Raw genomic sequence first — 25,926 nt, 5'->3', positions numbered from 1 at the left:
CCCTTGGGTGTCTCCCGGCCGCACCCATACCCTGAGGGGGTATGGGCAACCCCCTCAGGATATACCCCCCTCCGGTACCCCTTGCCCTGCCCCACCCCCTCTCGTCCGGGGTGCCGACCGCCGTCACCCGGCCGGACTCCAGGAGCACCACGGAGTCGGCCGCGCGGATGGTGGAGGGCCGGTGGGCGATGGCCAGCAGGGTGCACTCGGCGGAGAGCCGCTCAATGGTGCGGGTGAGCGCCGCCTCGTTCGCGGCGTCCAACTGGGAGGTGGGCTCGTCCAGGAGCAGCAGCCGGAGCCCGAGCACGAAGCCCTCCCCGGTGCGTTCCAGGGAGTACGCGGCGAAGGCGGAGAGTACCGCCTCCGCGAGGAGCACCGCCCGGGTCTTCGTCGGCCCGGGTGGCCCGTGAGCGGGTGAGCACAGGAGTCGACTCCTCGACCGTGATGGGGTGGGGGTTCCCGTCCGGTGGGGCCTCAGCGGCGGCCCCGGGCGCCCCTCGTGTTGTTCGCCGCGGCCTGCGCCCGCCGTCGGCGCTCCTGGGCGTTCCACTTCGCGCGGGTTGCCAGCCAGAGGAGGAGGGCGAGCACCAGGCCGCCGGTGGCCAGGTAGGCGGCGGAGGCCGCGTGTTCGTCGCCGTGGCCCAGGTGGTAGAGCACGGTGGCGCTGATGCCGGCGCCGACGGGTATGTGGGTGAGGGCTGCCGCCGTGATGCGGGGGTGGTCCTCGCCGAGGTAGCGGAGGAAGTACTTGCCCAGGGCGGCGAGCCAGAGGATCCCGAGGGTGACGCCGATGGCGTACCAGTGCTGGTGGGGGCCGTCGCCGAGGTAGATGGTGCTGCCGTTGGCGTAAGAGCGGGTCACCACGCCCAGTTCGATGGGGGCCACGACGGCCAGGCCCATTCCGGTGGAGCCTGCCAGGAGGACGAACCACAGCACGGTGAAGACGGCGATGTCGAACCAGTTCCTCAGACTGTCTGTCGTGGTCAGCATCCGTCCCCCGGTCGCCGTCTGGCATATATGTGGTGCCAGGGTGGCAGGAGGTGCGACGGCCGATGGCGTATCACCGGGTGTCGGGACCGGCCTGTGACAAGGCGGCGCGGGGCCGGGGTCAGCGGAGGGGGCGGACCTGGACCTCGTCGTCGGGGATGGGGGTGTCGCAGGTGGCGCAGTGGGGGAGGACGACGACGGGGCCTTCGCAGCCGTGGTGTTCGGCGCGGCGGCGGGGGCCGTGTTCGGAGGGGAGGTGGCGGTCGCCCCACTGCATGAGGACGAGGACGGCTCGGGCGAGATCGCGGCCCATGAGGGTCAGCCGGTACTCGTACCGCGGGGGGCGCTCCTGGTAGGGGACGCGCTCCATGACACCGTGTTCCACCAGACGGCCGAGACGGTTGGTCAGGACGGTTCTGGCGATTTCCAGATGGTCGAGGAATCCGTCGAACCGGGTGGCGCCGAGCAGCGCCGAGCGAATGATGAGAAGGGTCCAGCGTTCACCGACCACTTCCAGGGTCCGCGCCAGCGAACAGTCCTGACCGTCGTAAGTACGTCTCAGCATTTGGTCGATTTTAGGGGCAGTTCGGCTTCTCTGGCAGTACTGTCCCGTAATTTTCGCCGCCCGCCGATACTACGACCCCCCGCCGCCATCCGCGCATTTATCCGATCGAACCGCCGGTCCGGCCGCGGCCGGCGGCTCTCCGGCCGCCCGCGGCGATGGCTCGATATGGCCGACATGACCTCGTCCCCGTCGGCGGCTCCGGAGCCCGTCCCCCTCCGGGACCGGCCGCTCGCAGGCCCCTCGGTACTGTCTCCCGCTTCAGGACGAGTTGTTTCCTCACGCTTTTCGTCAACTCATGCAAGGGGCAGTGATGTTGGGTAATGTTCGTACCCAGCAGGGCCGTTATGAATGCACGAAGAGAGGGAATACCGCTGTGATCATCGTTTCCGGATACCTCAGTGTGGCCGCGGACAAGCGGGAGGAATACATCAGTGGCTGTCATTCGGTCATCGAGCAGGCCCGGGCGGCGGACGGGTGTCTTGATTTCGCCCTCTCGCCCGACCCGATCGACCCCGGCCGTATCAATGTCTATGAGCGCTGGGAATCGGACGAACAGCTCATGAAGTTCCGTGGTTCGGGACCCGAGGACGAGCAGAACGCCGAAATCCTGGGCGCGGATGTCTGGCGTTACCGGATCTCGGCGAAGGAAGCCGCCTGAGTCACGGCCCGGGAGGGGCGACGCCCGAGCGGGCCCTCGCGATCGTGCGAGGGCCCGCTTCGGTGTGAGGTGCCGGCCCCGGTCAGTCCCGGGCCGCGGCCGGAACGCTCTGCGGCGCGCCGCCGGCGTCCGATTCCGCTTCGTCCTTCTTCGCCGCGCCCAGCGGGGGCGCTTCGCGCAGGGCGACGGCCGCGAGCAGGGCCAGGCTGCCGAAGAGCACCCCGCCCACGATGGCGGACATGTGCATTCCGGAGGTGAAGGCCTCCCTGGCGGAGTCGAGCAGGGCCGCTCCGCCCTGGGAGAGTCCGTCGGCGGCGGCCACGGCTCCGGCCACGCTCTCCTCGGCCGCCTTCGCGGCCTCGCCCCCGAGGCTCTCGGGCACGGCGACCTCGGAGTGGTAGACGGCCGAGCCGATGCTGCCGAAGGCCGCGATGCCCATGGCGATGCCGAGGTGGTTGCTCGTCTCCGACATGGAGGCGGCCGAGCCGGCCTTCTCCGGCGGGGCGGAGCCGACCACCAGATCGACGCCGAGGGCCACGGCGGGCCCCGCGCCGAAGTAGATCACCGCGATGCCCGGGACCAGCAGGCCGAGACCGCTGCCCGCGTCCACCTGGGTGAGCATGATGAAGCCGACCACGGACAGGGCGAGACCCACCGCGATCGTGGTGCCGGGGCGCACCTTCTGGGCGATGGCCGGGGACACCATCGCGCCGATGGCGATGGAGACGCCGACCGGCACCAGCCACCAGCCGGCGGCGGCGGGCGACAGCCCCTCGACGGACTGGACGTACTGGCTCACCAGCAGGAAGGTGCCGCCGAGGGCGGCTCCGCCGAAGAGCATGATGCCGAGCGCGGCGGCGAAGGCGCGGTTGCGGAAGAGCTTGACGTCCAGGATCGGGTTGTCGATCCGCCCCTGCCTGCGGAGGAACACCGCTCCGGCGACCAGGCCCACGGCCATCGCGACCCAGGGGAGCACTCCGCCGCCCAGGCCCTCGGCCGCCAGCTCCTTGAAGCCGTAGATGACGGGGAGGACCGCCGCCAGGGAGAGCACCACGCTGACCAGATCGAGGCCGCCGGCGTCCTCGTCACGGAACTCCGGCAGCAGCACCGGGCCCGTCACCAGGAGGAGGAGCATGATGGGCACGCCCATCAGGAAGACCGAGCCCCACCAGAACTGCTCCAGCAGCACACCGCCGACCACCGGTCCCAGCGCGCCGCCCGCCATCATGCACATCGCCCAGACGGCGATGGCGGCTCCGCGCTGGCCCGCGTCCGCGAACATGTTGCTGATCAGCGCGAGGGTGGACGGCATCAGGGTCGCCCCGGCGACGCCGAGCAGGGCCCGGGTGACGATCAGCATCTCCGGGCTGGTGGAGTACGCGGCGGCGACGGAGGCGATGCCGAAGGCCGCCGCGCCGATCAGCAGCAGCTTCCGGCGGCCGATGCGGTCGCCGAGGGTTCCCATCGTGACCAGGAACCCGGCGAGCAGGAACCCGTAGATGTCCATGATCCAGAGCTGCTGGGTGCTCCCCGCGCCGAGGTCCGCGCCCAGGCTCGGCAGAGCCAGGTACAGCACGCTGATATCCATCGACAGCAACATGGTGGGCAGAGCCAGTACGGCCAGCCCGGCCCACTCACGCCGTCCCGCCTTGGGCACGTCGCTCATCCTTGAACTTCCTTCCGCTTCATGACAGCCACTCACCACTACAGACCGGCGCCGAAGCGGGTTTTCATCGGGTCGGCGCGAACTTCTCCCGAATCCGGTCGGATCCGTGGCCCTTCCGCAACCCTGAGGGCGGACGGCGGGGGGTCCGGTCGCCTAGAGTCGGCGGACAGGAACGATGAGCACAACGGGCAGATGGGAGAGGCCATGGCGGTGCCCACCAGCACACTCGCCGATGAGTTCCCTCGGGCGACCGACCCGTTCCGGAGCGCCCTGTTCGCACACTGCTACCGGATGCTCGGGTCGGTGCACGACGCGGAGGACCTGGTACAGGAGACATATCTGCGCGCCTGGCGGGCGTACGACCGTTTCGAGGGCCGTTCCTCGGTGCGGTCCTGGCTGTTCCGGATCGCCACGCACGCCTGTCTGACCGCGCTGGAGACCAGGGGCCGCCGGCCGCTGCCGCGCGATCTGGGCGGGCCCGAGCCCGAGCCCGGTTCGCACGCCGCCGCCGAGCGGTCCGACGTGCCCTGGCTCCAGCCGCTGCCGGACTCGGCGGCCGGGGTCGGCGGGGACCCGGCCTCGATCGTGCTGCACCGGGAGAGCACCCGGCTGGCGTTCATCGCCGCGCTCCAGCATCTGCCGCCCCGGCAGCGGACCGTGCTGATCCTGCGGGACGTGATGGGGCTGCGGGCGTCCGAGGTGGCGGAGATCCTGGACACCACGTCCGTGGCCGTCAACAGCGTGCTCCAGCGGACCCGGGCGCAGCTGGACCGCATCGCCCCGCGTGAGGAGCAGCTGGCCGAGCCGGCCGACCAGGACCAGAAGCAGCTGCTCGACCGCTATGTCGACGCCTTCGAGAACCATGACGTCCCGGGGATCACCGCACTGTTCCACGCCGACGCCACCTGGGAGATGCCTCCGTTCACCGCCTGGTACCGGGGGGTCGACACGATCGGCCGGCATCTGGCGACCCAGTGCCCGACCCGGGCCGGGGAGCTGCGGCTGCTGCCCACCCGGGCCAATGGGCAGCCCGCGTTCGCGACGTATCTGCGCGGGGAGGACGGCCGGCACCACGCCTCGGCGATACAGGTCCTCACCGTGGAGGGGGGCCGCATCGGCGCGATGACGATGTTCTTCGATCTGCGGCTGTTCCCGGTCTTCGGCCTCCCGGACACGCTGCCGGAGTGATCCGCGAGCCCAGCAAGATCCGTAAGAGACGGCCTAGGGCCCGGCGGTCAGCCGGGCGAGGAAGCGGCCGACGGCCGTGCCGGTCCCGGCGGGGGCGCGGTAGGGGAAGAAGTGCCCTCCCGGCACCTGCCGCAGGGCGAACTCCCCGGTGGTGCGCACGCGCCAGCCGCGCATCGGGCCGCCGGGGGCCAGCGGGTCGTCCGTGCCGTGCAGCGCGAGCAGCGGGCAGGAGAGCGGCTCCTGGGGCGCCGGGCGGTAGGCCCCGGCGAGACGGAGGTCGTCCCGGAGGACGGGGAGGAACATCCGGTACGTGAGGGGGCCCGCGCCCCGGGCGGGCGCGCCGCCGAGGGCGACGATCCGGGCGTACAGCTCCTCGTCGGACAGTTCGGGCAGCTCGGCGGTGTGCGGGACGGCACGGAGGGTCTCGTGCGGGGGCCGGCGGCCGGTGACGATCAGCAGGGCGGGCGGCCGGGCGCGGTCGGCCCGTACGGCCAGTTCATGGGCGTAGAGCGCGCCGAGGCTGTGTCCGAGGAGGCCGTAGGGCTCGCCGGGGCCGGTCCGGGCGGTCAGCCGCTCGGCGAGGTCGTGGCAGGCGGTGGGCCAGTCGGGGCAGGGGGGTTCGCGCCAGCGCTCGCCCCGGCCCGGGGGCTCCAGCGGGGTCAGCCGGGCCCCTTCGACCCAGGGGTCGAGTGTGCCGGCGAGACGGGCGGCGGAGCCTCCGGCGTGCGGCAGGCAGAAGATCTTCATCATTACTTGGGGCCCGCCTCGCCGGCCGGCAGCGCCCTGATCCGTCCTGGCCGCTCCCCGCGCACCAGCTTGCGGTGGAGGGCGCGCTCGGTCTCCGCGACCGTCTCGGGGCGGGTGTCGAGGAGGTAGAGGTCCAGCGCGAAGCGGGTGTCGCCGTCCTCGGCCGTGTAGGGCCGGGTGGCCGAGGTGACCACGCCGGGGAGGGAGTTGGCGATCCGGCGGACAGAGGCCAGGGAGACCTTGAGGCCGTCGGCGACGAGGAAGTCGGAGAGCCTCCCCCGGAAGTGGAGATAGCCGTCGGCGTCGATGCGGAAGCGGTCGCCGGTGGCGATCTGGCCGGGGCCGGTGAACAGCTCGCCCGCCCGGCCCTCGGAGACCCCGACGGTGCCGCGGAGCACGGTGGGCGAGGTGACCAGCAGTTCCCCGGTGCCGTCCGGGTCGACCGAGCGCAGCGCGACGCGGACGCCGGGCAGCGGGGTGCCGACGGAGGAGAGCCGGTGCGGGGGTTCGCGGTGGGCGGCGAGGGTGCTGACGCGGGGTCCGGCCTGGGTCAGCCCGTAGGTCAGATACAGCTCGGTGCCGGGGCCCCGGTCCAGCAGCGCCCTGGTCATGCCGGTGCTCATGGCCTCGCCGCCGACGGTGAGCATCCGCAGGCTCCCCGGCGGCTTCCAGTCGCCGCGCAGCAGGGCGCGGGCGACGGTGGGCGTGATGGAGGAGCTGGTGACCCCGGCGGTGGTGAGCGCCGCGTGGTAGGCGTCGGGGCTGAAGGGCGGGCCGGAGATCACCAGCCGGGCCCCGGTCACCAGGGCGGCCAGCGCCTGGGCGACCAGCGCGTACGAGTAGTTGAGGGGCAGATTCACCAGCACGGTGTCCGAGGCGCACAGCCCCACTTCGGCGGCGTGCAGCCGGGCGTTGTGGACGAGGGAGGAGAGGGGGTGGAGACAGCCGCTGGAGATGCCGGAGGTGCCGGAGGTGAGGAGTACGACATCGCCGGGCCGGTGTGTCACCCGATTCCCCAAGTCCGTGCCGGGGCCGGGGCCGGGGAGCGCGACCGCGAGCGCGCCGTGACTCCCGTACCGGGGGAGGTCGCGGAAGGCGGCCGACTGCGCGGGCAGGAGCAGCAGCCGCGCGCCGAGCCGGTCGGCGATCTCCTGGATCCGGGCGCGGGGGGTGCCGGCCGGGAGGGGGGCGGGGACGCCGCCGGCGAAGAGCACGGCGAAGAAGTGCCGCAGCAGCGCGGTGCCGTTGGGCAGGGCGATGAGGACGGTGCCGCCGGGGCGCAGTCCCGCCTCCAGGAGGGTGTCCGCGATGGCGTCGAGCGAGGGGACGGGCCCGTCGTCGGGTTCGGTGTCGAGGGCGTTCCCGGACAGATGGTCCTCTATCCCGGCGGGTGTCCAGGGGATGTCATCAGGGGTCATGGCGGCCTCAGTTCGCGGTGTGCCGCACCACACGGCTGCGGACGAAGTGGGTGCCGGCGGCGTCGGTCAGATGCTCGTTGACGACGACTTGGCGGCAGCCGCCCGTGGTGAGCCAGCCGTGCACCAGGGGTACGAGAAGGGGCTCGGCGGCCGTGGGCGGCATGGTCAGCACGAGGCTGGGGCCCCGGAGCCCGTGGACGATGCAGGCGAGTCCGGCGAGCGAGCCGGGGCCCGCTCCGGCGAAGCGCAGGGGCGAGATACGGCCCCGGCCGAGGCCGGCCGCGAGCGTCCGCATGGTGTGGAGGGTGCCGGTCTCGCTGACGGTGAGCACCCCCGTACACACATCCGTGTCCGTGTCCGTACCCGTCTCCGGGACCAGGGCGAGGGCCTCGGCGACGGTGTCGGAGACCAGCAGGGCGACGGGGTCCGCGTAGGAGGAGACCGTGCGCCGTACGGGTCCGCCGGCCGGGTCCCCGCTCAGCCGGGTGCGGGCGACGACCCTCAGGCGCGCGTCGGTGTCGAGGGCGTCGCCGCCGGGCCGGGGTTCATCGTGCATGGCCGGGTCCCCGTTCCAGCGCGAGGGCGGTGTTGAAGCCGCCGAATCCGAGGGTGACGCTCAGTCCGATGCCGGGGCCGATCCCGGCGGGAGCGCCCGCCGGGACGGGCAGGGCGAGGGCGGGCAGCGGGGTGCGCAGCGAGTGGACGGGCGGCACCCGGCGGTGTTTGAGCGCCAGGACGACCGCGACGGCCTCCATGGCCCCGGTCGCGCCCAGGGTGTGGCCGAAGGCTCCCTTGGTGGCGAAGACCGTGGGCCGGTGGCCGCCCTCGGCGAGCCTGCCCAGGCTGCGGGTCTCGACGTCGTCGTTGGCCTCCGTACCGGATCCGTGGGCGTTGACGACGCCGACGTCCTCCCAGCGGGCTCCGGCGTCGGCGAGCGCGGAGCCGATGGCCTGGACCACCGTGTCGCCGGAGGGGTCGGGGGCGGTCATGCCCGTGGCGTCGTTGGAGGAGCCCGCGCCCCGGAGCACGGCGTACGCCCTCGCGCCCCGGCGGCGGGCGGACTCGGCGGACTCCAGGACGAGGAAGGCCGCCCCCTCCCCGAGGAGGGTGCCGTCCCGCCGGGTGTCCAGGGCGCGGAGCCGGGTGGGGGACATGGTGCCCAGCCGTGAGTGGCCGAGCCGTTTGGCGTCGGTGAGGACGTCGGCCCCGCCGCAGACGACGCGTTCGGCGGCGCCCGACCGGATCAGCCGGGCGGCGACGAGCAGCGCGTCGGAGCCGGAGGAGCAGGCGGTGGAGAGCGCGACCGGGGCGCGGGCGAGGCCGGTGTCGCGGGCGGCCTCGGCGGCCCACGCGTACAGGCTCCGGGTGTCCGGGTCGTCGAGATGGGATCCGTAGCTGGTGCCGGCGACCAGCCAGGGGTCTCCGTCGCGCGCGCCGGGGCCCGCGTCGTCCAGGGCGCGGGCGATCGTGTCGGCCGTCAGGGCCCGCTGGCGCTCACGCGGTCCCGGCCCCGGCCCCGGTGGAGTGCCGGGGCCGGGCGGGGGTTCGGCGAGCGCCCCGGCCAGCTCGTTGCGGAGCTCGTGGCGCGAGGGTACGGGGCGCACTCCGCTGTCCCCGGCGATCAGCCGCTCCCAGACGGCGTCGAGCCCCGTGCCCAGCGCGGTGGACCAGGCCATGCCGGTGATCAGCGGCTCGCCGCTCACCACAGCTGGCGTCCCAGGTCCGCGACTCTGGTGCGGACCAGGGAGCCCCGGAAGGCGGCGACCTGGCGGTCCTCGACGGTGGCCCGGCAGGAGAAGTGGAAGGAGGCCTCGTAGAGGCGGTCCACCCGGACGTCGAAGACGACCCGGTCGCCGGGGACGACGACCTGGGTGAAGCGGCAGCGGGTGGAGCCGATGAGGGTGAGTTCGTCCTCGTCCAGCTTGGACGTGCTCATCTGGTAGAGGATGATGCCGGACTGGGCGAACGCCTGCATGAGATGGCTGCCGGGGAAGACGGCGCGCTCGGGGAAGTGTCCGGCGATCACGTCCATCGTGCCGGAGACCATGGTGACGCTGCGGAGGTACTCCCCCGGCCGGTGGTCGAGGATCCGGTCGATGTAGATCATGGGGTGGCGGTGGCGCAACCACTGCTTGATCTCGGTGAAGCCCAGCGCGGTGCCGGTCGTGCCGGTCGCTTCGGTCGTCTCGGTCGTCTCGGTCGTGTCGGTCATGGCTCTCTCCGTTCACGCGGTCGCGCGGGTCAGCCGGTCGCGCAGGGTCTGCCGGAGCGGGGCGGGCAGCGGGGCCACGGTTCCCCTGGCCCGGTCGACCACGCAGAGGACGAGATCGCCGGAGGCCAGCAGGGCCGTTTCGCCGTCGGCGGTCCGGTGGATCTCGCCGTGCAGCCGGCAGGACGCGCCGCCGACCCGGTCGACGCGGACCGTGATGCTGACCTCGTCGGGGAAGCGGGCGGGCAGATGGTATTTGAGATGGGTCTCGGCGACGGCGAGGTCGAGTCCGTCGTCCGCGAGAGCGGTGACGCCCTGGCCGAGGCTCTCCAGGTTCTCCAGGATCGCGGTCTCCATCAGGGAGGCGTAGCGGCTGAAGTGGACGACTCCGGCGGCGTCGGTGTCGACGTGCTCCACCCGCCGGACCACCGGGCGCAGCCCGTTCACTCCGGGCGTCCGAGGAAGGCGCGGGAGCCCTCGGCGATGCGGGCCACGATCTCCTCGGCCTCCTGGGGGCCGGTGATGAGCGGCGGGGCGATCCGGAGGGTGGGGAAGACATAGCGCAGTCCGGCGGAGCGGCGGCCGGCCCCGGCCATGAACTCGACCATGACTCCGGCGCGGACGATGTGCTCGCGCAGTTCGACGAGCCGGCCGGCGGCGGCCTCGGTCAGCTCCAGGCCCTGGATGACGCCCCGGCCCCGGATCTCCCGGTACAGCTCGGGGAAGGCCGCCACGGCCTCCTCGCGCAGGGCGGCGGTGAACTGCTCGCCGAGGGCGGCCGAGTGTTCGAGGAGTTTCTCGTCGACGATGTGGCGCAGTCCGTCGCGGATGACGGCGCAGCCCAGCGGGCGCAGATCGGAGGTGGCGACCGCGCCGGAGCCGCGTACGGTCAGCTCCTTGCGGGCGATGACCATCGAGACGGACTGCGCGCCCATGCCGATGCTCTTGCCGATGACGGTGATGTCGGTGGGGACGGGTCCCTCGTCGTCGGCCATGGCGAAGAATCGGCCGCTCTTGGCGAAGGTGAGCACCTCGTCGGCGATGAGGAGCGCGCCGGCCCGGCGGGTGCGTTCGGCGAGGGAGCGCAGATAGCCGGGGGGCGGGGTGAGGATGCCCGCGTCGCCCTGGATGGGTTCGACGACCACGGCGAGCAGCCGGTCGCCGAACTGGGAGAGATAGCCGGCGAGCGCGGTCTCGTCGCCGAAGGGCAGATGGTCGACGGTGGTGCCGTAGGGGCGCGAGGGGTCGGGGACGGGGAGTCCCAGCCGGTAGTGCCTGCGGTTGAGGAAGGGGACGAGTCCGCTGGTCCAGCCGTGCCACGCGCCTTCGAAGGCGAGGATCCGGTCGCGTTCGCCGCGGCCGGTGGCGGGGCGCAGGGTGCGGTGGTCGAAGCGGGTCTCGAGGGCGAGGCGGAGTGCCAGTTCCATGCCTTCGGAGCCGGAGTTGCGTCCGCTGGCGTGGTATTCGCCCGCGGGGAAGTGGTCCGTCCAGAGTCCGCCCTCGCCGAGGACTTCGGTGAGCAGCGCGGAGCGCTCCAGGGAGCCGATCTCGTCGGTGGCGTACCCCGCCTCCCGCGTCCCCCGGTCCAGGGCGCGCCGTACGACCTCGTGGCCCGCGCCCAGGCAGGCGCTGGCGTAGCCGCCGCTGGCGTCCAGGGCCTCGAAGACGGTGCCGGCGCGCTCTCCTTCGAGCTCCGCGTACCGCTGACGCACTCCGGTGCCGCCGAGGAGGGCGAAGGGGAGCCGTCTGCCGTAGTGGTCGAGGTGGAGTTCGCGGCCCCGGGCGAGGGTGTCGAGGGTGCCGGGGGGCAGGTGGGCGGGCCCGGTCGGGGCGGCGCTCACGCGGCGTCCGCCCGGAGCCGGGCGACGAGCGCGGTGACCGTGCTCAGGGAGCGGAAGTTCTCCGGGGTGAAGTCGTCGTCGGAGATCCGGACGGCGAAGGACTCCTCGCACAGGACCCGGAGTTCGGCGAAGCCGAGGGAGTCCAGGCCGTGGACGGCCCGCAGGCTGTCCTCGGCGCCTATTTCCTCGGGCGGGGCCTCCAGAAACAATTCGGCGGTCAGGATCTTCCGTATCGTTCCTTCGATATCCATGGGTGTACCTCTCCCGTTGTTTCCGCTCCTGGCGGCCCTTGTTATCAGAATTCATCATGAGGGGCGGAACTCGTCGGGCGCATCTCCTGGATTGCGCCGAACGGAATTTCGGCCGGGTACGCCGGAGCACCCCGGTCCGAAGGGAACCGGGGCGCTGGGAGGTGGCGTTGGCGACGCGGGCGGCGGGGCTCAGCCGTACCGGGCGATGAGGTCGAACGCCTCCTCGGACAGTTTCCGGCGGTCCACTTTTCCATTGAAGTTCATGGGAAAGGCGGGGAGCCGGACGAGATGGCGGGGCACCAGGTACGGGGGCAATTGCTTTTCGAGAAAGGCGAGGAGCCGTTCCCGGTCGGTCTCCGGTCCGAGATGGAATCCGGCGAGTTCGGTGGTGCCGTCGGCGGTGACGCAGGGGACCACGACGGCCTCCTCGACCGATTCATGGCGGCGGAGCGCCGCCTCGATGTCGCCGGGTTCCGCACGGAAGCCATGGATTTTCACCTGGTTGTCCACCCGGCCGAGATAGACGAGAGTGCCGTCAGGTTCCGTGTGGACGCGGTCCCCGGTGCGGTACCAGTGGGCGTCGGTCAGCTCCTCCCCCGGCTCGTGGGGGGCCCAGTCGTCCTCGCTCCAGCGGGCGAAGCGGCCCGTGTTGTGCGCGGGGTCGAGATAGCCGTCGAAGCGCTGGGGGCCCCTGATGAGCAGTTCGCCCTCCGGGGAGCGCCGGCCCCGCTCGTCGATCACGACCCATTCCAGCGCCGGGTAGACGGGTCCGATGGGCAGCGAGCCGAGGCGGGCGTCCGGCCAGTCGGCGGGGTCGGCGGGCAGCGGGTAGGTGGTGCAGGTGCAGGTGACCTCGGTGGGCCCGTACACATTGGACAGCACTCCGCCGGGCGCGGCCTCCTGCCAGGCGCGGGCGTTGTCCACGGTCAGGGGTTCGCCGCCGAACAGGCTCCAGCGCAGGGTGGGCAGCGCGCCGGGGGTCAGCTCGCCGAGCAGCCGGGCCATGGAGAGCGAGGAGGGGACGGAGAACCAGTGGGTGATGGCGTCTTCGTTGATGTGCGCGACGGGGGTGAGGAGTTCGGCCTTCTCGGGGACGACGAGGGCGGCCCCCGAGGCCCAGCCGACGAAGAGCACCCAGATCGAGAGGTCCCAGGAGAGGTCGCAGGTCTGGGAGAAGCGTGAGCCGGGGCCCGCCTCGAAGTACGGCACGGTGTGGGAGAGCCAGGCGGAGACATGGCGGTTCCTGATGGGGACGCCCTTGGGCGCTCCGGTGGAGCCCGAGGTGAAGATGATGTACGCCAGGTCGTCCGGGCCGGGCCCGCTCCCGGGGGCGGGGCCAGGGGTGTCGGAGGTGTCGGGGGTGTCGGGGAGCACCAGGTGGGGGATCCCGGTCTCCCGGCCGATCCGCTCGGCGAGTTCGGCGTCCTCGGCCGTGCAGAGCAGCAGGTCGACGGCGGCGGCGCGGGCCGTGGCCGTGTTGCGCTCGGGCGGGAACTCGGGGTTGAGCGGGACGACCGCCGCGCCGAGCCGCAGTCCCGCGAGATATCCGGCGTAGGTGCTCACGGTGCGGGAGCAGAGCAGACCGAGCCGCCCCACCCGGCCGCCCGGCTGTTCGGCGACCCGGCCCGCGAGCTGTCCCACCGCCTGTTCCAGGGCGCGGTACGAGAGGTCCTGGCCCGCGACGCGCAGGGCGAGCGCCTCGGGGTGACGGGCCGCCGAGCGGGCGAACCATCCGTAGAGGGAGAGGTCCTCGTCCCCCTCATCGGGAAGGGACCCGGCCGCCGCCGGGGATCCGGGGGCCGCGCGCCGCGTACCGCTTCCGGGGCCGGCGGACCCGGCGGACTCGGTGGCGGTGTACAGGTCGTGGACGCCGCGCAGATTCCGCCGCCGGTACAGCTCGGCGATGGGGATGCGGTGGCCGGTGTGCTTCTCCACGGCCAGGACCAGCCGTACCAGATCCACCGACCGCCAGTTCAGGGCGTGGTCGAAGTCCGGCACGGCCCCGTTCACGGGCAGCGGGAGAGCGAGTTCGTCACGGACGAGACGGACGAGGTCGTCCAGGGTGAACACGGGCATCGCCTTTCTGCGGGGTGGTGGGGCCGTGCCGGACGGGACTTCGAAGAGAAGAGACGGCCTAGGTCGTTTCTTACGGATCTGGCTGGATCAGGGAGCGGGGCCTGGTGCGTGCGATCGCAAGGCGGAGGAAGGAGCCCACGCGGTGGGGGTACCTCCCGGGCGAAGCCCAGGGGGCCGTAGGCGACTGACGACAACGCGGCGTGGGGGCACCTCCCGGGCCGCCAGGCCCAGGGGGAGTGCGTGCCAGGCCCCGCGAGCCCAGCAAGATCCGTAAGAGACGGCCTAGGTCCGGTCGGGCGTCTCCAGTACCTCGACCACGGCGGAGGTGAAGGAGAAGCCGGTGCCCGCGCCGTGGAGCAGCACCCGGTCGCCGGGGGCGAGAGCGCCGGACTCCAGCAGGTGGGCGAGGCCCGCGAACTGGTCGCCCGCGCCGAGGTGGCCGGCGCGCCGGCCCCACTCCCAGGTGGTGCGCTCCAGGTCGACGCCGAACTCGGCGCGGGAGTCCCAGCCGGTCAGCGCGAGGCCCATGTTGGGGAAGACCCACCGGGCGATGTCCCGGGCGGTGCAGTCCGCGTCGGCCAGGGCGCGTTCCATGGTCTCGTTCTCGCAGGCCCAGATGGACTGGACGAGATCCATGAAGATCTCCGGTCCGTGCCGCTCCACATAGCCCCGCACCCGCTGGTCCTGGTCGACCGGCCAGCCGTTGCCGCCGCTTACCTCCGACCAGGGGTCGGCCCCGACCTGGAGTCCCTCGTGGGCGGTGTCCCCCACGGAGGCGCTGGAGCAGAGCCGCAGCGGCCCCGAGCCCCGGGCCAGCACCAGCGAGGTGCCGCCGTCCCCCAGCAGACACCCCTGGGCGGTACGGAACCGGTCGTACCCCGGCGGGACGAAGCGGTCGCTGGTGGCCAGCAGCACGGCTCCGTCCGGGCGGCCGGCGCTGAGATGGGCCGCCGCCAGCTCCAGGGCGGCCATGCCGCCGTTGGAGGCCTGGCGGATCTCCACGGCCGTGCCCCGGCCGCCGACGGTACGGCTCTGGAGGTGCGCGGCGGGCGCGAAGTCGTCGAGGCCCTGGTGGGCGACGGAGGAGTGGGTGACCAGGGTGAACCGGCCGGGGTCGGTGCCGGAGCGCTTCAGCGCCCGTTCGGCGGCGCGCACCGCCAGGTCGATCGCGGGCCCCTCGGGGCAGACCCGTACCCCCAGATAGCCGCTGCGCTCGTGTTCCTCGGCGTCGTAGCGGCCGTCGGCCACCGCGTCGGCCGTGCGCTCCTCGTGGCCGAGAGCGGTGGCCACGCCGTCGATGAAGAGGTCGTTCCAGCGCATCCGTTCAGACCCTTTCCGCAGGTGCCCGGCCGGGCGTGAGGTGCAGGGGGGCGTCGGGTTCGGCGACCAGCTCGCGCAGCGTCTCGCGGTAGCCGGTGGCGAGCGCGGCGACGGTGGCCGGGTCGTAGAGGCTCCGCTTGTACGCCACGCTCGCCACGACGTCGCCGTCCGGGTCGAGGTTGAGGGTCCACAGCGAGCCGTCGGGGATGTCCGAGGCGAGCGGCTGGGAGACGAGCCGCCGCCGCACCTCGGTGTAGGTGAGATCGCCGATCGCGTCGCCGTCGAGGACGAAGGGGAAGGGGAAGACCTGGAAGACGCAGGTGGCCCGATCGTCCGCCATGGCGGGGGCCATCATCTCGGGCGCTTCGGCGGGGATCTGCGGCATGTCGTGGGCGTAGGCCGAGATACAACTCTTCCGCACCCGCGCGAGCGCCTCGCGGAAGGTGGCGCAGCCTTCGAGGTCGGTCCGGACGGGCATGAAGTTGAAGAACGAGCCCACGGTCTGCTGGAACCGGTCCGGTCCCCGGCCCGGCGAGAAGGTGGGGACGGTGACCTCGGTGACGTCCGTCGTCCGGCAGATCAGCACCTGGAAGGCGGCCATCAGCACCATGAAGGGCGAGCTGCGGTTCTTCCTGGCCAGCTCCAGGGCCGCGGTCATCGTCTCCCGCTCGATCAGGAAGCGGTGCATGCCCGTCGTCTGTTCCAGACCGGCCGAGCGCGGGTGGTCGGTCCCGATGGTGACGATCCGCGCGCCCCGGAGCCGGTCGCGCCAGTACGCGCGGGCCGCGTCGGCGGCGGGGGTCTGGGACTGCTCCCGCTCCCACTGGGCGAACTCCCGGTACGGCAGCGCCTCGGGCAGCTCCGGCAGCTCGTGGCCGCGCCGTACCGCGTAGCGGTGGGCGAGGTCCCGCATGATCAGCCGCATGGACCAGCCGTCGGTGGCGGTGTGGTGCGCGGTGAGCACCAGCACCGCGTCCGTGTCGGTGAAGCGGGCCAGCACGGCGCGCAGATGCGGGATCCGGAGGCTGTCGAAGGTGCCGCGCTCGGCCTCGATCAGCAGATTCTCCACCAGCTCGTCCCGGAGCGCGGGGTCCGTCGCGGGGAGGTCGCGGACGGTCAGTTCCGGGGAGGCGGGCGGATGGATCCGCTGGTACCGCTCGTCCCCGTTCCGTATCACCGCGGTGCGCAGGGCCTCGTGGCGTTCGACCACATCGTCCAGCGCGCCCCGGAGCGCGGCGTGGTCGACCGCGCCGCGCACCCGCCAGCCGTGCACGATGTGGTAGCGCGGGCCGAACGGGCCGGCGTCGTCCCCCTGGTCGTACAGACAGAGGAAGTCCTGGTTGAAGGAGAGCGGAACCTGAAGGGTGTCGTCGCTGTGCGCGGTGCTCATCGGTGGCCGGGCTCCTGATCGTGGTGGCGGTTGACGGGATACGGCGGGATACGGAGGGGTGTCACGGCGCGGGGCTCGTCTCGCGGGCGAGATGGGCGGCGAGGGCCGCCGGGGTGGACTCGTCGAACACCACGGGCACGGCCAGTTCGGCCCCCAGCTCGGCCTGGACCCGGCTGATCAGCCGGATCGCCAGCAGGGAGTTGCCGCCCAGCTCGAAGAAGTCGTCGTCGGGGCCGACGGACTCGACGCCGAGGACATCGGCGTACAGGGTGCGCAGCACCTCCAGGCCGGAGTGGGCGGCCGGCCGCGCGGCCCCGTCGCTCTCCTCGGCGGCGGGGGCGGCCAGCGCGCGGCGGTCCAGCTTCCCGTTGACCGTCAGCGGCAGCGCGTCCAGCAGGGTGAAGCGCGAGGGGACCAGGAAGTCGGGGAGCGAGCGCCGGGCGTGGGCGCGCAGCGAGTCGACGGTCCGCGCCGGTTCCTCGGAGAGCGCCGAAGGCCGGAGCACCGCGTAGGCGGCGAGCTGCCGTTCGCCGGTACGGGCGGCCTCCTCGGCGACGACGGCGATCTGCGCCACGTCCGGGTGGCGGGCGAGCACGGCCTCCGCCTCGCCCGGCTCGACCCGGAACCCCCGGATCTTGACCTGGCTGTCGGAGCGCCCGATGAAGTCGATCAGCCCCTCGGGGGTGTGGCGCACCAGATCGCCGGTGCGGTACATCCGGGTCCCGGCCGGGCCGAAGGGGTCGGGGACGAAGCGTTCGGCGGTCAGCGCCGGGCGGGCCAGATAGCCCCGGGCGACGCCTACGCCCGCCATGTACAGCTCCCCCGTCTCCCCGGACGGCACCGGCCGCAGCCGCTCGTCCAGGACATGCGCCCGCATGCCGTCGAGCGGACGGCCGACGGGGACGCTGTCGCCGGGCTCGTACCCGTCCCGCATCTCCGACTGGGTGGCGAACAGCGTGGTCTCGGTCGATCCGTACATCGCGCGGACCACGAGCCCCGGGTTGGCCGCGAGGACCCGGCCGACGGCGGCGGGCGGGATCCGGTCGCCGCCGGTCATGACCTCGCGGAGCCCGGAGAGCGCGCCGGGGTCCTCCTCGGCGATCACCCGGAAGAGTCCGGCGGTCAGATGGACGACGGTGATGCCGTGCGCCTCGACGGCCTTGCGCAGCACGGGGGCCGTCGGCTGTCCTTCGGGGGCGAGCACCAGCCGTCCGCCGCGCAGCAGCGGCACCCACAGCTCGTAGGTGGACATGCCGAAGGCGTACGGGGCGACCATCAGCACCCGTTCGTGCGCGCCGCCGTCCCAGCAGCTGTCGAGGGCCAGGGCCAGCGCGTCCCTGTGGGTGACGGCGACGCCCTTGGGCTCCCCCGTCGAGCCGGAGGTGAACATGAGGTAGGCGAGGGCCAGCGGATGCCCCGGGCGTCCCGGGTCGTGGGAGGGGGCCCGCGAGGTCGCCGCGTCGGTGTCGACGACGACGGTGTGCTCGACGGCGGGCAGCCCCCGGCCGCGCATGGCGTGGTCGGTGAGGAGCACCGTGCCGCCGCAGAGGTCCACGATCCGCTGGAGCCGCTCCGGCGGATAGGCGCTGTGCAGCGGCAGATAGCAGGCCCCGGCCTTGACCACCGCGAGGATCGCCACCACCAGGTCGGCCGAGCGCTCCATCAGCACGGCGACCGGCTCCTCCGGCCGTACCCCGAGGCCGAGCAGCCGATGGGCGAGCCGGTTGGCCCGCTCGTCCAGCTCACGGTAGGTCAGCTCCCCGGCGGCGAGGACCACGGCGGTCTCGTCGGGGGTCAGCGCGGCCTGCCGGGCGAATCGCTCCTGGAGCGAGGGGGACGTCATCGCATACTCCGTTCGATGGGGACGGGACGGCGGGCCGGCGTCAGCCGGACGGGCAGGGAGGTGTAGCCGCGCAGAAAGGTGGAGTAGAGCGGTACCGGTTCGCCGAGCTGCTCGATCACCTCCACCCGCTCCAGGAGGGCGGCGAGGACGGCCGCGATCTCGGCCCGGCCCAGGAACGCGCCGAGGCAGAAGTGCGGCCCGTGGCCGAAGGCGAGATGGCGGTTGGGGGTGCGGGCCACGTCGAAGACCCCGGGGCGGTCGAAGACTCTCTCGTCGCGGTTGGCGGAGACGTTCCACACGGTGACGAGGTCGCCCTCGGCGATCCGCCGCCCGCCGATCTCGGTGTCCCGGCGGGCGGTGCGCCCGACGTGCATGGCGGGCGAGTTCCAGCGCAGGATCTCGTCCACGGCGCTCTCGACGCCGGCGCGGCCCTCCTTGAGCACCCGCCACTGGCCGGGGTGGCGTACGAAGTCCAGGACCGCGCCGGTCATCGCGAGCCGTCCGGTCTCGTCGCCCGCGAGGACCAGGCCGTAGCAGTTGAGGACGACCTCCTCCTCGGTCAGCGGCGCGCCGTCGACCGTGGCGTGGACCAGCAGACTGATCACGTCGTCCGCGGGCCGGGCGCGGCGGGCGCGCGCCAGGTCGGAGAAGCGCAGCAGGATCTCGTTGCGCGCCATCCGCATGTCGCGGGCGGTGTCCCCGGGGCGGTCGGCGCTCAGCGCGCGCTTGCTGAGCGCCAGCATCGCCGCCTGGTCGGACTCGGGGACGCCGAGCAGATCGCAGATGGTGGCGATCGGGACGATCTCCGAGACCTCCCGGGCGAAGTCGCACTCCCCGGCGGCGACCGCCCGCTCGATCAGGGCGTCGGCCCTGACCCGTACGCCTTCGGCGACCCGGCGCATCAGCCGGGGCGAGAAGGCCTTGAGCAGCATGGTCCGCAGGGCGGTGTGGCGCGGCGGGTCGCTGACGGCGAGCAGCCGGCCGCCCGCCGGGTCGCCGCCGGCCAGCAGGGAGGTGAGCATGTTGCCCCGGGCGGAGCCGAAGCGGGCCGGGTCCTTGTAGACCGTCAGCGCGTCGGCGTAGCGGGTCAGCACCCAGAAGGCGGGGCCGAGTTCGGTCGCCGGGTGCCGGTACACCGGGTCGTGGGTGCGCAGCCGGTGCCAGACGCGGTCCATGTCGGGGCGGACGAAGGTCGCGGGGTCGGCGAGGTTCAGCTCGCTCGGGTCTGCCGGCATGGGGGAGGTGTCCTCGGGGTCGCGGGTCATGTCACGCGCCGGCGGATCCGTCCTTGGCGCGCTGCGCCTCGACCGCCTCGTACAGGGCTTTGATGTTGCCGCTGCCGAAGGTGCGCGCGCCCAGGCGTTCGATGATCTCGAAGAAGAGGGTGGCCCGGGGGTGGGTCGAGCGGCTGAAGATCTGGAAGAGCTGTCCGTCGTGGTCCTCGTCCACCAGGACGTTGAGTTCCTGGAGTCGCGGCACGGTGTAGCGGGCCAGTGCGATGCGGCCTTCGAGGAGCCGGTAGTAGCTCGCGGGCGTGGTCAGGAATTCCTGGCCCCGGCCCTGGACGGCGGCGACGGATTCGATGATGCTCCCGGCGGTGAAGGCGATGTGCTGGACGCCGGGGCCGCCGTGGTTCTTGAGGAAGGCGTCGATCTGGCCGGGGCGGCGGGAGAGGTCGGGCTCCAGCAGGGTCAGGGTCAGCGCGCCGGAGGCGCTCTGGACGACCTTGGAGTCCATCGCCTGCTCGCCGACGACGATCCGTTCGGTGAAGATGACGGAGAAGCCGAGGGCCTCCTCGTAGAAGCGGACCGTCTCCGCCAGTCCGCCGGCCTCCAGGCAGACGGCGAAGTGGTCGACGGCGAGCAGTCCGGTCTCCGAGGCCGCGGGGGCTTTCGCGGGCGCGCCGGGGATCGGGGTGAAGCCGGGCAGCGCGCCGGGGTCGGCGTCGTCGGGGCGCTGGACCAGGGTGTGGATGACATCGCCGAAGCCCATGACGGCGGCGGTGACGATGCCGTCGCGCTCCACGGGCGGGGAGACGCTCCGGGCCCCGCCGCGCACGGCCCGCTCATGGGCGGCGCGGGCGTCGCGGACCCTCAGGGCGATGTCGCCGACGCCGTGTCCGTGCCGGTCGAGATGGGCGGTGCCGGGGTGGTCCTCGACCAGCGGCCGGGTCAGCACCAGCCGGATGTCCCCCGCGCCGAGGGCGATCGAACTGGTCTCGTCCGTCTCGGCGGCGGTCAGCGCCGGAATGCCGTAGCGCCCGGCGAATATCTCTTGTTGAACGGCGGTGTCCTCGACGAAGAACCGAATGTGGTCGAGGGCCATTCCCTCGAACGCGTCCGCAGGGCTCGCAGGGCTTGTCATCGCTTTTCCCATCCGCTTGGACAACTCCTTCGACGATCGCACCGGCGTCGAGCGGGCCGCATCCTCTGGATTGCGGCGTCCCGCGCCGGTGGGCGGCGGCGGTCCGCCGGGCAGGGCGAAGGCGCGGTCCGCCGGGGAAACGGGCCGCGCCTTCGCCGGATCGGGGCGGGGAATCAGCCGCGCAGCGGCCGTACGAATTCCCTGATGTCGCCGACGAGCAGCTCCGGTTGTTCCAGGGCGGCGAAGTGGCCGCCCCGGTCGAATTCGGTCCAGTGGGTGAGTGTGGGCAGCACCTTCTCGGCGATGCGGCGCACGGGCAGGGAGGCGTCCTCGGGGAAGACCGCGACCCCGGCGGGCATGGCGAGGGGCCAGGGCCCGCCCCAGACGGCCGGGAAGTCCGCCGGGGTGGGGGTGGACTCGTAGTAGAGCTGGGCGCTGGAACCGGCGGTGGCGGTCAGCCAGTAGAGGGAGGCGATGGTCAGCAGCTCGTCGCGGTCGATGGCGTCCTCGGGGACGCGGTCCGCGGCGCTCCACTCCTTGAACTTCTCGGTGATCCAGGCGAGTTGGCCGACCGGGGAGTCGGTGAGGCCGTACGCGAGGGTCTGCGGACGGGTGGACTGGATCTTCTGCCAGCCCATCGCGGTCTGCTCGAAGGCGAGGGCGAACTCCAGCCGGCCCCGGTCCTTCTCGTCCAGCCCTTCGAGGTCCTCGGGTCCCGTGGGGATGGTGGCGAACATATTGAGGTGCACCCCGGCGACGTGCTCGGGGTCGGCCAGCCCCAGCTGGAGCGAGATCGGCATGCCCCAGTCGCCGCCCTGGGCGACATAGCGCTCGTGGCCGAGCCTGCTCATCAGCTCCGCCCAGGCGCGGGCCACCCGGCGCACGTCCCAGCCGGGGGCGCGGGTCGGGCCGGAGAAGGCGTATCCGGGCAGCGAGGGGATCACCACATGGAAGGCGTCGGCCGCGTCCCCGCCGTGGGCGACGGGGTCGGTCAGCGGTCCGATCAGCGAGAGGAACTCGGTGACCGAGCCGGGCCAGCCGTGGGTGAGCAGCAGCGGCATCGCGTCCGGTTCGGCGGAGCGCACCTCCAGGAAGTGGACGGTGGTGCCGTCGATCTCGGTGAGGTACTGGGGGTGGGCGTTCAGCCGCGCCTCGGCGGCGCGCCAGTCGAATTCCGTACGCCAGTACTCGGCCAGCTCGCGGAGGTAGGCGACGGGGACGCCCCGGTCCCAGCCGGCCCCCGGTATCTCGTCGGGCCAGCGGGCCGCCGCGAGTCTGCGGCGCAGATCGTCGAGGTCGGACTCGGGGATGTCAACGCGGAAGGGACGCACGGGGGCTCCTGTCCTCGAAAGGGGTGGCGGGGTCGGGTCGGCGGCGGGAGGCGCGCAGTACGCGCAGGAGGTTGGCGGGCCGCATCAGGGCCTGCGGCGGGTCGATGAGTCCGGCGGCGCGGATGAAGGCGTTGCCCAGCTCGGCGTCGTGGACGGCGGCGGCCTGGAGGCGGGCGACATAGCTGTTGGCGAGCCGGACCTTGAGGGTGCGGCGGCCGGCGACGCCGGGGTAGCCGAGGTCGGCCCCGGCGGAGAACTCCCAGGGGGAGTCGATGTCCGCGCTGATCCCGGCGAAGAACTCGGCGGGGCGGGGCACGGCACCGCGTTCCAGCAGCCGGGCCAGGGTCAGGGACTGGAGGGCGCAGACGGTCATGCCCTGGGCGTAGAGGGGGTTGAAGCTGCACACGGCGTCGCCCATGACCAGCAGTCCGTCGGGGAAGCGGGCCAGCTTCTCGTAGTGGCGGCGCACGCTCGCCGGGAAGCGGAACCGCACCGGGTCGTCGATCGGCTCGGCGTCCCGGACGGCCCGGTGGATGTCGGGCACCGGGAGCGAGGCCGCGAAGTCGAGGAAGCCCTTGGGGTCGGTGGGCGGATGGTCGCCGAGCATGCCCGTGAGCGAGAGCTCGACCTTGCCCTCGTCGCCGGGCAGCCGGTAGAAGAAGGCCCCGCGCGGAAAGGCCGGGGTGGCCGCCGGGATGATCGCCAGGTCCGGGCCGAAGGGGTCGTTCTCCAGCCGGAAGTGCTGGGTGGTGTAGGCGAGGTCGATCACGACGCGCTCGTCCTCGGGCCGTTCGTAGCCGAGTTCGGCGAGCCAGGCGGGGGTGCGGGAGCCCCGGCCGGTGGTGTCGACGACCAGATCGGCTTCGAGGGTCTCCTCCCCGCCGTCCCCGGTGCTGATCCTGACCCCGGTGATCCGCCGGCCGTCCGGGCCCGCGACCGGGGCGAGGATGTCCCGTCCCTCCAGCAGCTCCACGCCGGGAAGCGCGGCCACGCGCATCCGTACATGGTGTTCCAGGACGGGCCGGGTGGCCGGGATCGACAGCAGTCCGGAGTGGGAGGGGCGCATCCGCCGGCCGTTGAAGTACCAGCGGATGTCCCCGCTGAAGTCCCCCGGGCGCACTCCGGCGGCGCGCAGCTCCTCGGTGAGGCCCGGGAAGTGGCGTTCCAGGATCTGCTGGCCCCGGGCGACCAGACCGTGCGCGTGGCCGCCGTGCGGCACTCCCCTGCGGGCCTTCGTGACGCCGGTCAGCTCGTCCCGGTCCACGAGCAGGACCCGCTCGAAGTGCCCGGCGAGGACCTTGGCCGCGAGCAGCCCCGCCAGACTGCCGCCGAGCACCACCGCGCGGTCGCCTATTCGCCGTTCCACGGCGTCACCTTCTCTCTTGTCGCCGAACCGGTCAGGCGGTGCCGATGGGGGTGTTCTGGTACGCGGTGATGAGCCACTCGCCGTCGTGGCGGGTGAGCAGCCAGCCGGCGCGGATGGCCCGCTCGGGGGCGACCTCGGTGTCGCCGGGGGCGAGCACCCCGCCCTTGGTGATCACCATGGCGACGTCGGGGGCGAGCCGGCGGAGGCTCAGCGGCTCGCCGAAGACCCGGGTCCCCTTGAAGGGGCCCTGGTAGGCGCGGGTCATGAAGGCCCGGACCTCCTCGCGACCGCGCAGGAAGACGTCGCCGGGCAGGATCAGGGTGCTGTCCTCGGCGAAGACCTCGGCGAAGGCGTCGGCGTCGTTGTCGGCCCAGGCGGCGACGATGCGCCCGGGGACGCCCGCGATCGCCGCGATGTCGGTGTCGGTGCCGGTCTCGGTGCCGGTGCCGGTGCTGTCGGAAGTCGATGCGCTCATGTTCACGGTCCTGTCCGGTGGTGGGTGGCCGGGATGAGGGTCAGATGAACTGGGTGTTGGGCTCCAGACCGCACAGCACTCGGCCGTACAGCTCCAGATTGGTGTTGGGGTGCATGATCGAGTGCATGTTGACGGTCTGGATGTCGCGCTCGATGCGCTGGATCGGCACCGAGTGGTAGATGGACGAGCCGCCGCTGGCCGTGTTGAGGATGTCCACGGCCTCCTTGGCGCGGGAGCACACCGCCCCCACCCGGAGCCGGGCGCGGGCCCGCTCCTCCATCGTCCACTCCTCGCCCGACGCGCCCTTGGCGTCGAGGAGGTCGGCGGCGGCGTACGCGTGGAACTCGGCCTCGTCGATCTTCACGGTGGCCTCGGCGACCTGGAGGTGGGTCAGCGGGGCCTCGCTCTGCTTCTCGTACGAGGTGTAGCTGATCCCCCGGCCCGGCAGCCGCTCGAAGAACGCGTCCCGGGCGGCCTTGGCCAGGCCGAGGGCCGGGCCGCTGACGGTGGCGACCGCGGTGGGCAGGAAGGGCGCGCGGTAGATCGTCCGTCCCGCGTTCCGCCGGGAGAGATGGTGGCCCTGGAGCGCCGGGCCGAGCGGCAGCACCCGCTCGGTGGGGACGAAGAGGTTCTCGGCCACGGTGGTCACGCTGCCGGAGCCGCGCAGCCCCGAGGTGTGCCAGTCGTCGATGACGCCGAGGTCCGCGACCGGCAGCAGTGTCATGATCGGCTCGAAGCTGCCGTCCGGCCGGGCGAGCACGGCCGCGTTGGTGTTCCAGCCGCTCAGCCGGACACCGGTGTTGAACGCCCAGCGTCCGTTGAGGACGATGCCGCCCTCGGTGGGCACGGCCATGGCGCTCGGGCTGAGGATGCCGGAGATCCGGACGTCGGGGGTGGCGAAGACCTCCTCCTGCACCTCGTCCGGGAAGAGTCCCACCATCCAGGTGCTGACCGCCCAGACGGCGGCGGTCCAAGAGGTCGAGCCGCAGCCCCGGCCCAGCTCGGCCAGGACCTCGACCACGGTGCGCATGTCGGACTCGTAGCCGCCGTGCTGGACGGGGACCCGCATCTTGAGCAGTCCGGAGTCGGCGAGCGCCGCGACGGTGTCCTCCGGCAGGCTCCGCTCCTCCTCGGCGGTGGGCGCGTTCTTCTGGAGCAGGGGCACCAGCTCGGCGGCGCGCCGGACGAGTTCCGTCCTCGACGGGGTGTCGGTGGCCATGGAGTTCTCCTCGGCTTGGGGCACGGGGTGGGGTGGGCGACGCCGCGTCGGACGCGGCGTCTTGAGACTCGCAGCCGCCTCGGCGGGGCCGCATCTTCCTGATTGCGCTCCGCGTACGGCGGCGGGCACGGGCGGCCCCGGGTCAGGCGGAGGGGGCGGTGGCGGCGGGCCCGCGCCCGGCCCCGGGCTTGGCCTCTGACCTGGACTTGGACTTGGACTTGGACCTGCGGCCGTCCAGCCACCAGGCGGCGATCATCAGATTGACCACCCAGCCGAGCCAGGCCGAGGCCTCGGCCGCGGTCATCATCGAGGCCGCCTGCTCGGTGGGTATCTCGCCGGGTGTCATCCCCATCGCCAGCATCAGCCCGTTGGCGAGCAGCCGGCCGCTCAGGGCCTCCATCGTCAGGGCGAAGCTGTAGATCATGAACCGGCGGTGCTCCTGGTAGCGCCGCTGCCGGGCGCGCACGTAGCCCACGGCGGTGGTGATGAACCACAGCGCGGCCAGCGAGGCCCGCCCCACCCAGCCGGGTCCGCCGAAGGAGGTCACCAGCAGATAGAAGGAGAGCACCACCGAGGGGAGCACCCCGGCGAAGACATAGAGCCGGCCGCTGCGGCGGTGGATCGCGGGGTGTTCGCGCCGCAGCCAGGGCCACACCTGGAGGCACATCGTCACCATGGCGATGGAGCCGAAGAGGATGTGGCCGACCAGCATCGCGTACTTGGCGGGGAACTCCGGCGGCAGCGGCACGGTCGCCTCGGCGGGGTCCAGCCCCAGATACGGCGGAAGGACATAGGCGAAGACGGCGACGGTGGACAGGGCCAGCAGAATCATCCACACCCGCACACCGCGGCGGTCCGGCGGGCCGGCCGACGGCGGCGTGGGCGTGGGCGAGGACGGGGGCGGGGCGGGAGCCGGCGTGCCCGCGCGCTCCAGGTTCTGTGTCACGGTGAATCCTCCGGTTCATGCGCACGGGCGGTCCGGTGGTACGGAGGGCGCGCGTTCGGGGGGTGG

Annotated in this window: 25 protein-coding genes; 3 read left to right on the top strand and 22 right to left on the bottom strand. The window is 72.8% G+C overall.

Annotated features, from left to right (window positions below; translation table 11 throughout):
- Nucleotides 1–110 precede the first annotated feature (110 nt).
- Complete coding sequence (locus tag ABD371_RS03885; protein WP_344472704.1) at nucleotides 111–410, top strand: hypothetical protein; 300 nt, start codon at nucleotides 111–113, stop codon at nucleotides 408–410.
- A 64-nt stretch (nucleotides 411–474) separates the two neighbouring features.
- Here ABD371_RS03885 and ABD371_RS03880 read toward each other — a convergent pair whose 3' ends face one another.
- Together ABD371_RS03880 and ABD371_RS03875 are read right to left on the bottom strand one after the other, a co-directional pair.
- On the bottom strand, nucleotides 475–990 hold the full coding sequence (locus tag ABD371_RS03880; protein ID WP_344472702.1) for a hypothetical protein: 516 nt from the start codon (nucleotides 988–990) through the stop codon (nucleotides 475–477).
- Between the two features lie 118 nt (nucleotides 991–1,108).
- Nucleotides 1,109–1,552, bottom strand: coding sequence for a winged helix-turn-helix transcriptional regulator (locus ABD371_RS03875; protein WP_344472700.1), 444 nt, complete (start codon nucleotides 1,550–1,552; stop codon nucleotides 1,109–1,111).
- 295 nt (nucleotides 1,553–1,847) lie between these two features.
- Between ABD371_RS03875 and ABD371_RS03870 the strand changes: the two genes are divergently transcribed.
- A complete protein-coding gene (locus tag ABD371_RS03870) occupies nucleotides 1,848–2,210 on the top strand; it encodes a putative quinol monooxygenase (RefSeq protein ID WP_344472698.1) in 363 nt (120 codons plus the stop codon).
- A gap of 82 nt (nucleotides 2,211–2,292) precedes the next feature.
- On the opposite strand, the gene ABD371_RS03865 is transcribed toward ABD371_RS03870, so the two are convergent.
- Nucleotides 2,293–3,876 carry an MFS transporter gene (locus ABD371_RS03865; RefSeq protein ID WP_344472696.1) on the bottom strand — a complete coding sequence of 528 codons (1,584 nt, stop codon included), beginning with the start codon at nucleotides 3,874–3,876 and terminating at the stop codon, nucleotides 2,293–2,295.
- Between the two features lie 204 nt (nucleotides 3,877–4,080).
- On the opposite strand from ABD371_RS03865, the gene ABD371_RS03860 reads away from it, so the two are divergent.
- Nucleotides 4,081–5,064 (top strand): sigma-70 family RNA polymerase sigma factor, encoded by a 984-nt coding sequence (locus tag ABD371_RS03860; RefSeq protein ID WP_344472694.1) that lies wholly within the window; start codon nucleotides 4,081–4,083, stop codon nucleotides 5,062–5,064.
- A 33-nt stretch (nucleotides 5,065–5,097) separates the two neighbouring features.
- Here ABD371_RS03860 and ABD371_RS03855 read toward each other — a convergent pair whose 3' ends face one another.
- From ABD371_RS03855 to ABD371_RS03765, 19 genes are all read right to left on the bottom strand, one after another.
- Nucleotides 5,098–5,814: a thioesterase II family protein gene (locus ABD371_RS03855; protein WP_344472692.1), complete on the bottom strand. Its 717-nt coding sequence runs from the start codon at nucleotides 5,812–5,814 to the stop codon at nucleotides 5,098–5,100.
- Nucleotides 5,814–7,229 (bottom strand): class I adenylate-forming enzyme family protein, encoded by a 1,416-nt coding sequence (locus tag ABD371_RS03850; RefSeq protein WP_344472690.1) that lies wholly within the window; start codon nucleotides 7,227–7,229, stop codon nucleotides 5,814–5,816. The genes ABD371_RS03855 and ABD371_RS03850 overlap by 1 nt, the downstream gene beginning before the upstream one ends.
- 7 nt (nucleotides 7,230–7,236) lie before the next feature.
- Entirely contained in the window at nucleotides 7,237–7,785 is a 549-nt protein-coding gene (locus ABD371_RS03845; RefSeq protein ID WP_344472688.1) for a beta-ketoacyl-[acyl-carrier-protein] synthase family protein, read from the bottom strand.
- The gene (locus ABD371_RS03840; protein ID WP_344472686.1) at nucleotides 7,775–8,932 is read right to left on the bottom strand and encodes a beta-ketoacyl synthase N-terminal-like domain-containing protein; all 1,158 of its coding nucleotides are present in this window, start codon (nucleotides 8,930–8,932) and stop codon (nucleotides 7,775–7,777) included. Before ABD371_RS03840 ends, ABD371_RS03845 begins: the two co-directional genes overlap by 11 nt.
- Nucleotides 8,929–9,441 carry a 3-hydroxyacyl-ACP dehydratase FabZ family protein gene (locus tag ABD371_RS03835; protein ID WP_344472684.1) on the bottom strand — a complete coding sequence of 171 codons (513 nt, stop codon included), beginning with the start codon at nucleotides 9,439–9,441 and terminating at the stop codon, nucleotides 8,929–8,931. The genes ABD371_RS03840 and ABD371_RS03835 overlap by 4 nt, the downstream gene beginning before the upstream one ends.
- A gap of 12 nt (nucleotides 9,442–9,453) precedes the next feature.
- A complete protein-coding gene (locus ABD371_RS03830) occupies nucleotides 9,454–9,885 on the bottom strand; it encodes an acyl-CoA thioesterase (RefSeq protein WP_344472682.1) in 432 nt (143 codons plus the stop codon).
- Nucleotides 9,882–11,279, bottom strand: a complete 1,398-nt coding sequence (locus tag ABD371_RS03825) for an aminotransferase class III-fold pyridoxal phosphate-dependent enzyme (RefSeq protein ID WP_344472680.1) — start codon at nucleotides 11,277–11,279, stop codon at nucleotides 9,882–9,884. The genes ABD371_RS03830 and ABD371_RS03825 overlap by 4 nt, the downstream gene beginning before the upstream one ends.
- Nucleotides 11,276–11,530, bottom strand: coding sequence for an acyl carrier protein (locus tag ABD371_RS03820; RefSeq protein ID WP_344472678.1), 255 nt, complete (start codon nucleotides 11,528–11,530; stop codon nucleotides 11,276–11,278). Before ABD371_RS03820 ends, ABD371_RS03825 begins: the two co-directional genes overlap by 4 nt.
- 189 nt (nucleotides 11,531–11,719) lie before the next feature.
- The gene (locus tag ABD371_RS03815) at nucleotides 11,720–13,606 is read right to left on the bottom strand and encodes an amino acid adenylation domain-containing protein (RefSeq protein WP_344472676.1); all 1,887 of its coding nucleotides are present in this window, start codon (nucleotides 13,604–13,606) and stop codon (nucleotides 11,720–11,722) included.
- A gap of 282 nt (nucleotides 13,607–13,888) precedes the next feature.
- Nucleotides 13,889–14,926: a ketoacyl-ACP synthase III family protein gene (locus tag ABD371_RS03810; RefSeq protein WP_344472674.1), complete on the bottom strand. Its 1,038-nt coding sequence runs from the start codon at nucleotides 14,924–14,926 to the stop codon at nucleotides 13,889–13,891.
- 4 nt (nucleotides 14,927–14,930) lie between these two features.
- Nucleotides 14,931–16,316, bottom strand: a complete 1,386-nt coding sequence (locus tag ABD371_RS03805; protein ID WP_344472672.1) for a condensation domain-containing protein — start codon at nucleotides 16,314–16,316, stop codon at nucleotides 14,931–14,933.
- A 61-nt stretch (nucleotides 16,317–16,377) separates the two neighbouring features.
- The gene (locus ABD371_RS03800) at nucleotides 16,378–18,159 is read right to left on the bottom strand and encodes an amino acid adenylation domain-containing protein (RefSeq protein ID WP_344472670.1); all 1,782 of its coding nucleotides are present in this window, start codon (nucleotides 18,157–18,159) and stop codon (nucleotides 16,378–16,380) included.
- Nucleotides 18,156–19,424, bottom strand: a complete 1,269-nt coding sequence (locus ABD371_RS03795) for a cytochrome P450 (RefSeq protein WP_344472668.1) — start codon at nucleotides 19,422–19,424, stop codon at nucleotides 18,156–18,158. The genes ABD371_RS03800 and ABD371_RS03795 overlap by 4 nt, the downstream gene beginning before the upstream one ends.
- A gap of 1 nt (nucleotide 19,425) precedes the next feature.
- Complete coding sequence (gene hppD / locus ABD371_RS03790; protein ID WP_344472666.1) at nucleotides 19,426–20,523, bottom strand: 4-hydroxyphenylpyruvate dioxygenase; 1,098 nt, start codon at nucleotides 20,521–20,523, stop codon at nucleotides 19,426–19,428.
- A gap of 173 nt (nucleotides 20,524–20,696) precedes the next feature.
- Nucleotides 20,697–21,854, bottom strand: a complete 1,158-nt coding sequence (locus ABD371_RS03785) for an epoxide hydrolase family protein (protein ID WP_344472664.1) — start codon at nucleotides 21,852–21,854, stop codon at nucleotides 20,697–20,699.
- Complete coding sequence (locus ABD371_RS03780; protein ID WP_344472662.1) at nucleotides 21,835–23,220, bottom strand: FAD-dependent oxidoreductase; 1,386 nt, start codon at nucleotides 23,218–23,220, stop codon at nucleotides 21,835–21,837. The genes ABD371_RS03785 and ABD371_RS03780 overlap by 20 nt, the downstream gene beginning before the upstream one ends.
- 31 nt (nucleotides 23,221–23,251) lie before the next feature.
- Complete coding sequence (locus ABD371_RS03775; protein WP_344472660.1) at nucleotides 23,252–23,695, bottom strand: SgcJ/EcaC family oxidoreductase; 444 nt, start codon at nucleotides 23,693–23,695, stop codon at nucleotides 23,252–23,254.
- A 40-nt stretch (nucleotides 23,696–23,735) separates the two neighbouring features.
- A complete protein-coding gene (locus tag ABD371_RS03770) occupies nucleotides 23,736–24,914 on the bottom strand; it encodes an acyl-CoA dehydrogenase family protein (protein ID WP_344472658.1) in 1,179 nt (392 codons plus the stop codon).
- Nucleotides 24,915–25,056: 142 nt separating this feature from the next.
- Entirely contained in the window at nucleotides 25,057–25,860 is an 804-nt protein-coding gene (locus tag ABD371_RS03765; protein WP_344472656.1) for a DUF2306 domain-containing protein, read from the bottom strand.
- Nucleotides 25,861–25,926 lie beyond the last annotated feature (66 nt).

Origin of the sequence: Streptomyces amakusaensis (genome assembly GCF_039532665.1) — a bacterium.
Lineage (GTDB): Bacteria > Actinomycetota > Actinomycetes > Streptomycetales > Streptomycetaceae > Streptomyces > Streptomyces amakusaensis.
Note: the sequence above shows the minus strand (reverse complement) of the source record. Positions and strands in the feature narration are given on the sequence as shown.

What these genes read in the sequence shown, in the direction of transcription:
- ABD371_RS03880 (WP_344472702.1), bottom strand. Translation starts at nt 990, where the DNA reads ATGCTGACCACGACAGACAGTCTGAGGAACTGGTTCGACATCGCCGTC.
- ABD371_RS03875 (WP_344472700.1), bottom strand. Translation starts at nt 1,552, where the DNA reads ATGCTGAGACGTACTTACGACGGTCAGGACTGTTCGCTGGCGCGGACC.
- ABD371_RS03870 (WP_344472698.1), top strand. Translation starts at nt 1,848, where the DNA reads ATGCAAGGGGCAGTGATGTTGGGTAATGTTCGTACCCAGCAGGGCCGT.
- ABD371_RS03865 (WP_344472696.1), bottom strand. Translation starts at nt 3,876, where the DNA reads ATGAGCGACGTGCCCAAGGCGGGACGGCGTGAGTGGGCCGGGCTGGCC.
- ABD371_RS03860 (WP_344472694.1), top strand. Translation starts at nt 4,081, where the DNA reads ATGGCGGTGCCCACCAGCACACTCGCCGATGAGTTCCCTCGGGCGACC.
- ABD371_RS03855 (WP_344472692.1), bottom strand. Translation starts at nt 5,814, where the DNA reads ATGATGAAGATCTTCTGCCTGCCGCACGCCGGAGGCTCCGCCGCCCGT.
- ABD371_RS03850 (WP_344472690.1), bottom strand. Translation starts at nt 7,229, where the DNA reads ATGACCCCTGATGACATCCCCTGGACACCCGCCGGGATAGAGGACCAT.
- ABD371_RS03845 (WP_344472688.1), bottom strand. Translation starts at nt 7,785, where the DNA reads ATGCACGATGAACCCCGGCCCGGCGGCGACGCCCTCGACACCGACGCG.
- ABD371_RS03835 (WP_344472684.1), bottom strand. Translation starts at nt 9,441, where the DNA reads ATGACCGACACGACCGAGACGACCGAGACGACCGAAGCGACCGGCACG.
- ABD371_RS03820 (WP_344472678.1), bottom strand. Translation starts at nt 11,530, where the DNA reads ATGGATATCGAAGGAACGATACGGAAGATCCTGACCGCCGAATTGTTT.
- ABD371_RS03815 (WP_344472676.1), bottom strand. Translation starts at nt 13,606, where the DNA reads ATGCCCGTGTTCACCCTGGACGACCTCGTCCGTCTCGTCCGTGACGAA.
- ABD371_RS03810 (WP_344472674.1), bottom strand. Translation starts at nt 14,926, where the DNA reads ATGCGCTGGAACGACCTCTTCATCGACGGCGTGGCCACCGCTCTCGGC.
- ABD371_RS03805 (WP_344472672.1), bottom strand. Translation starts at nt 16,316, where the DNA reads ATGAGCACCGCGCACAGCGACGACACCCTTCAGGTTCCGCTCTCCTTC.
- ABD371_RS03800 (WP_344472670.1), bottom strand. Translation starts at nt 18,159, where the DNA reads ATGACGTCCCCCTCGCTCCAGGAGCGATTCGCCCGGCAGGCCGCGCTG.
- ABD371_RS03795 (WP_344472668.1), bottom strand. Translation starts at nt 19,424, where the DNA reads ATGACCCGCGACCCCGAGGACACCTCCCCCATGCCGGCAGACCCGAGC.
- hppD (WP_344472666.1), bottom strand. Translation starts at nt 20,523, where the DNA reads ATGACAAGCCCTGCGAGCCCTGCGGACGCGTTCGAGGGAATGGCCCTC.
- ABD371_RS03775 (WP_344472660.1), bottom strand. Translation starts at nt 23,695, where the DNA reads ATGAGCGCATCGACTTCCGACAGCACCGGCACCGGCACCGAGACCGGC.
- ABD371_RS03770 (WP_344472658.1), bottom strand. Translation starts at nt 24,914, where the DNA reads ATGGCCACCGACACCCCGTCGAGGACGGAACTCGTCCGGCGCGCCGCC.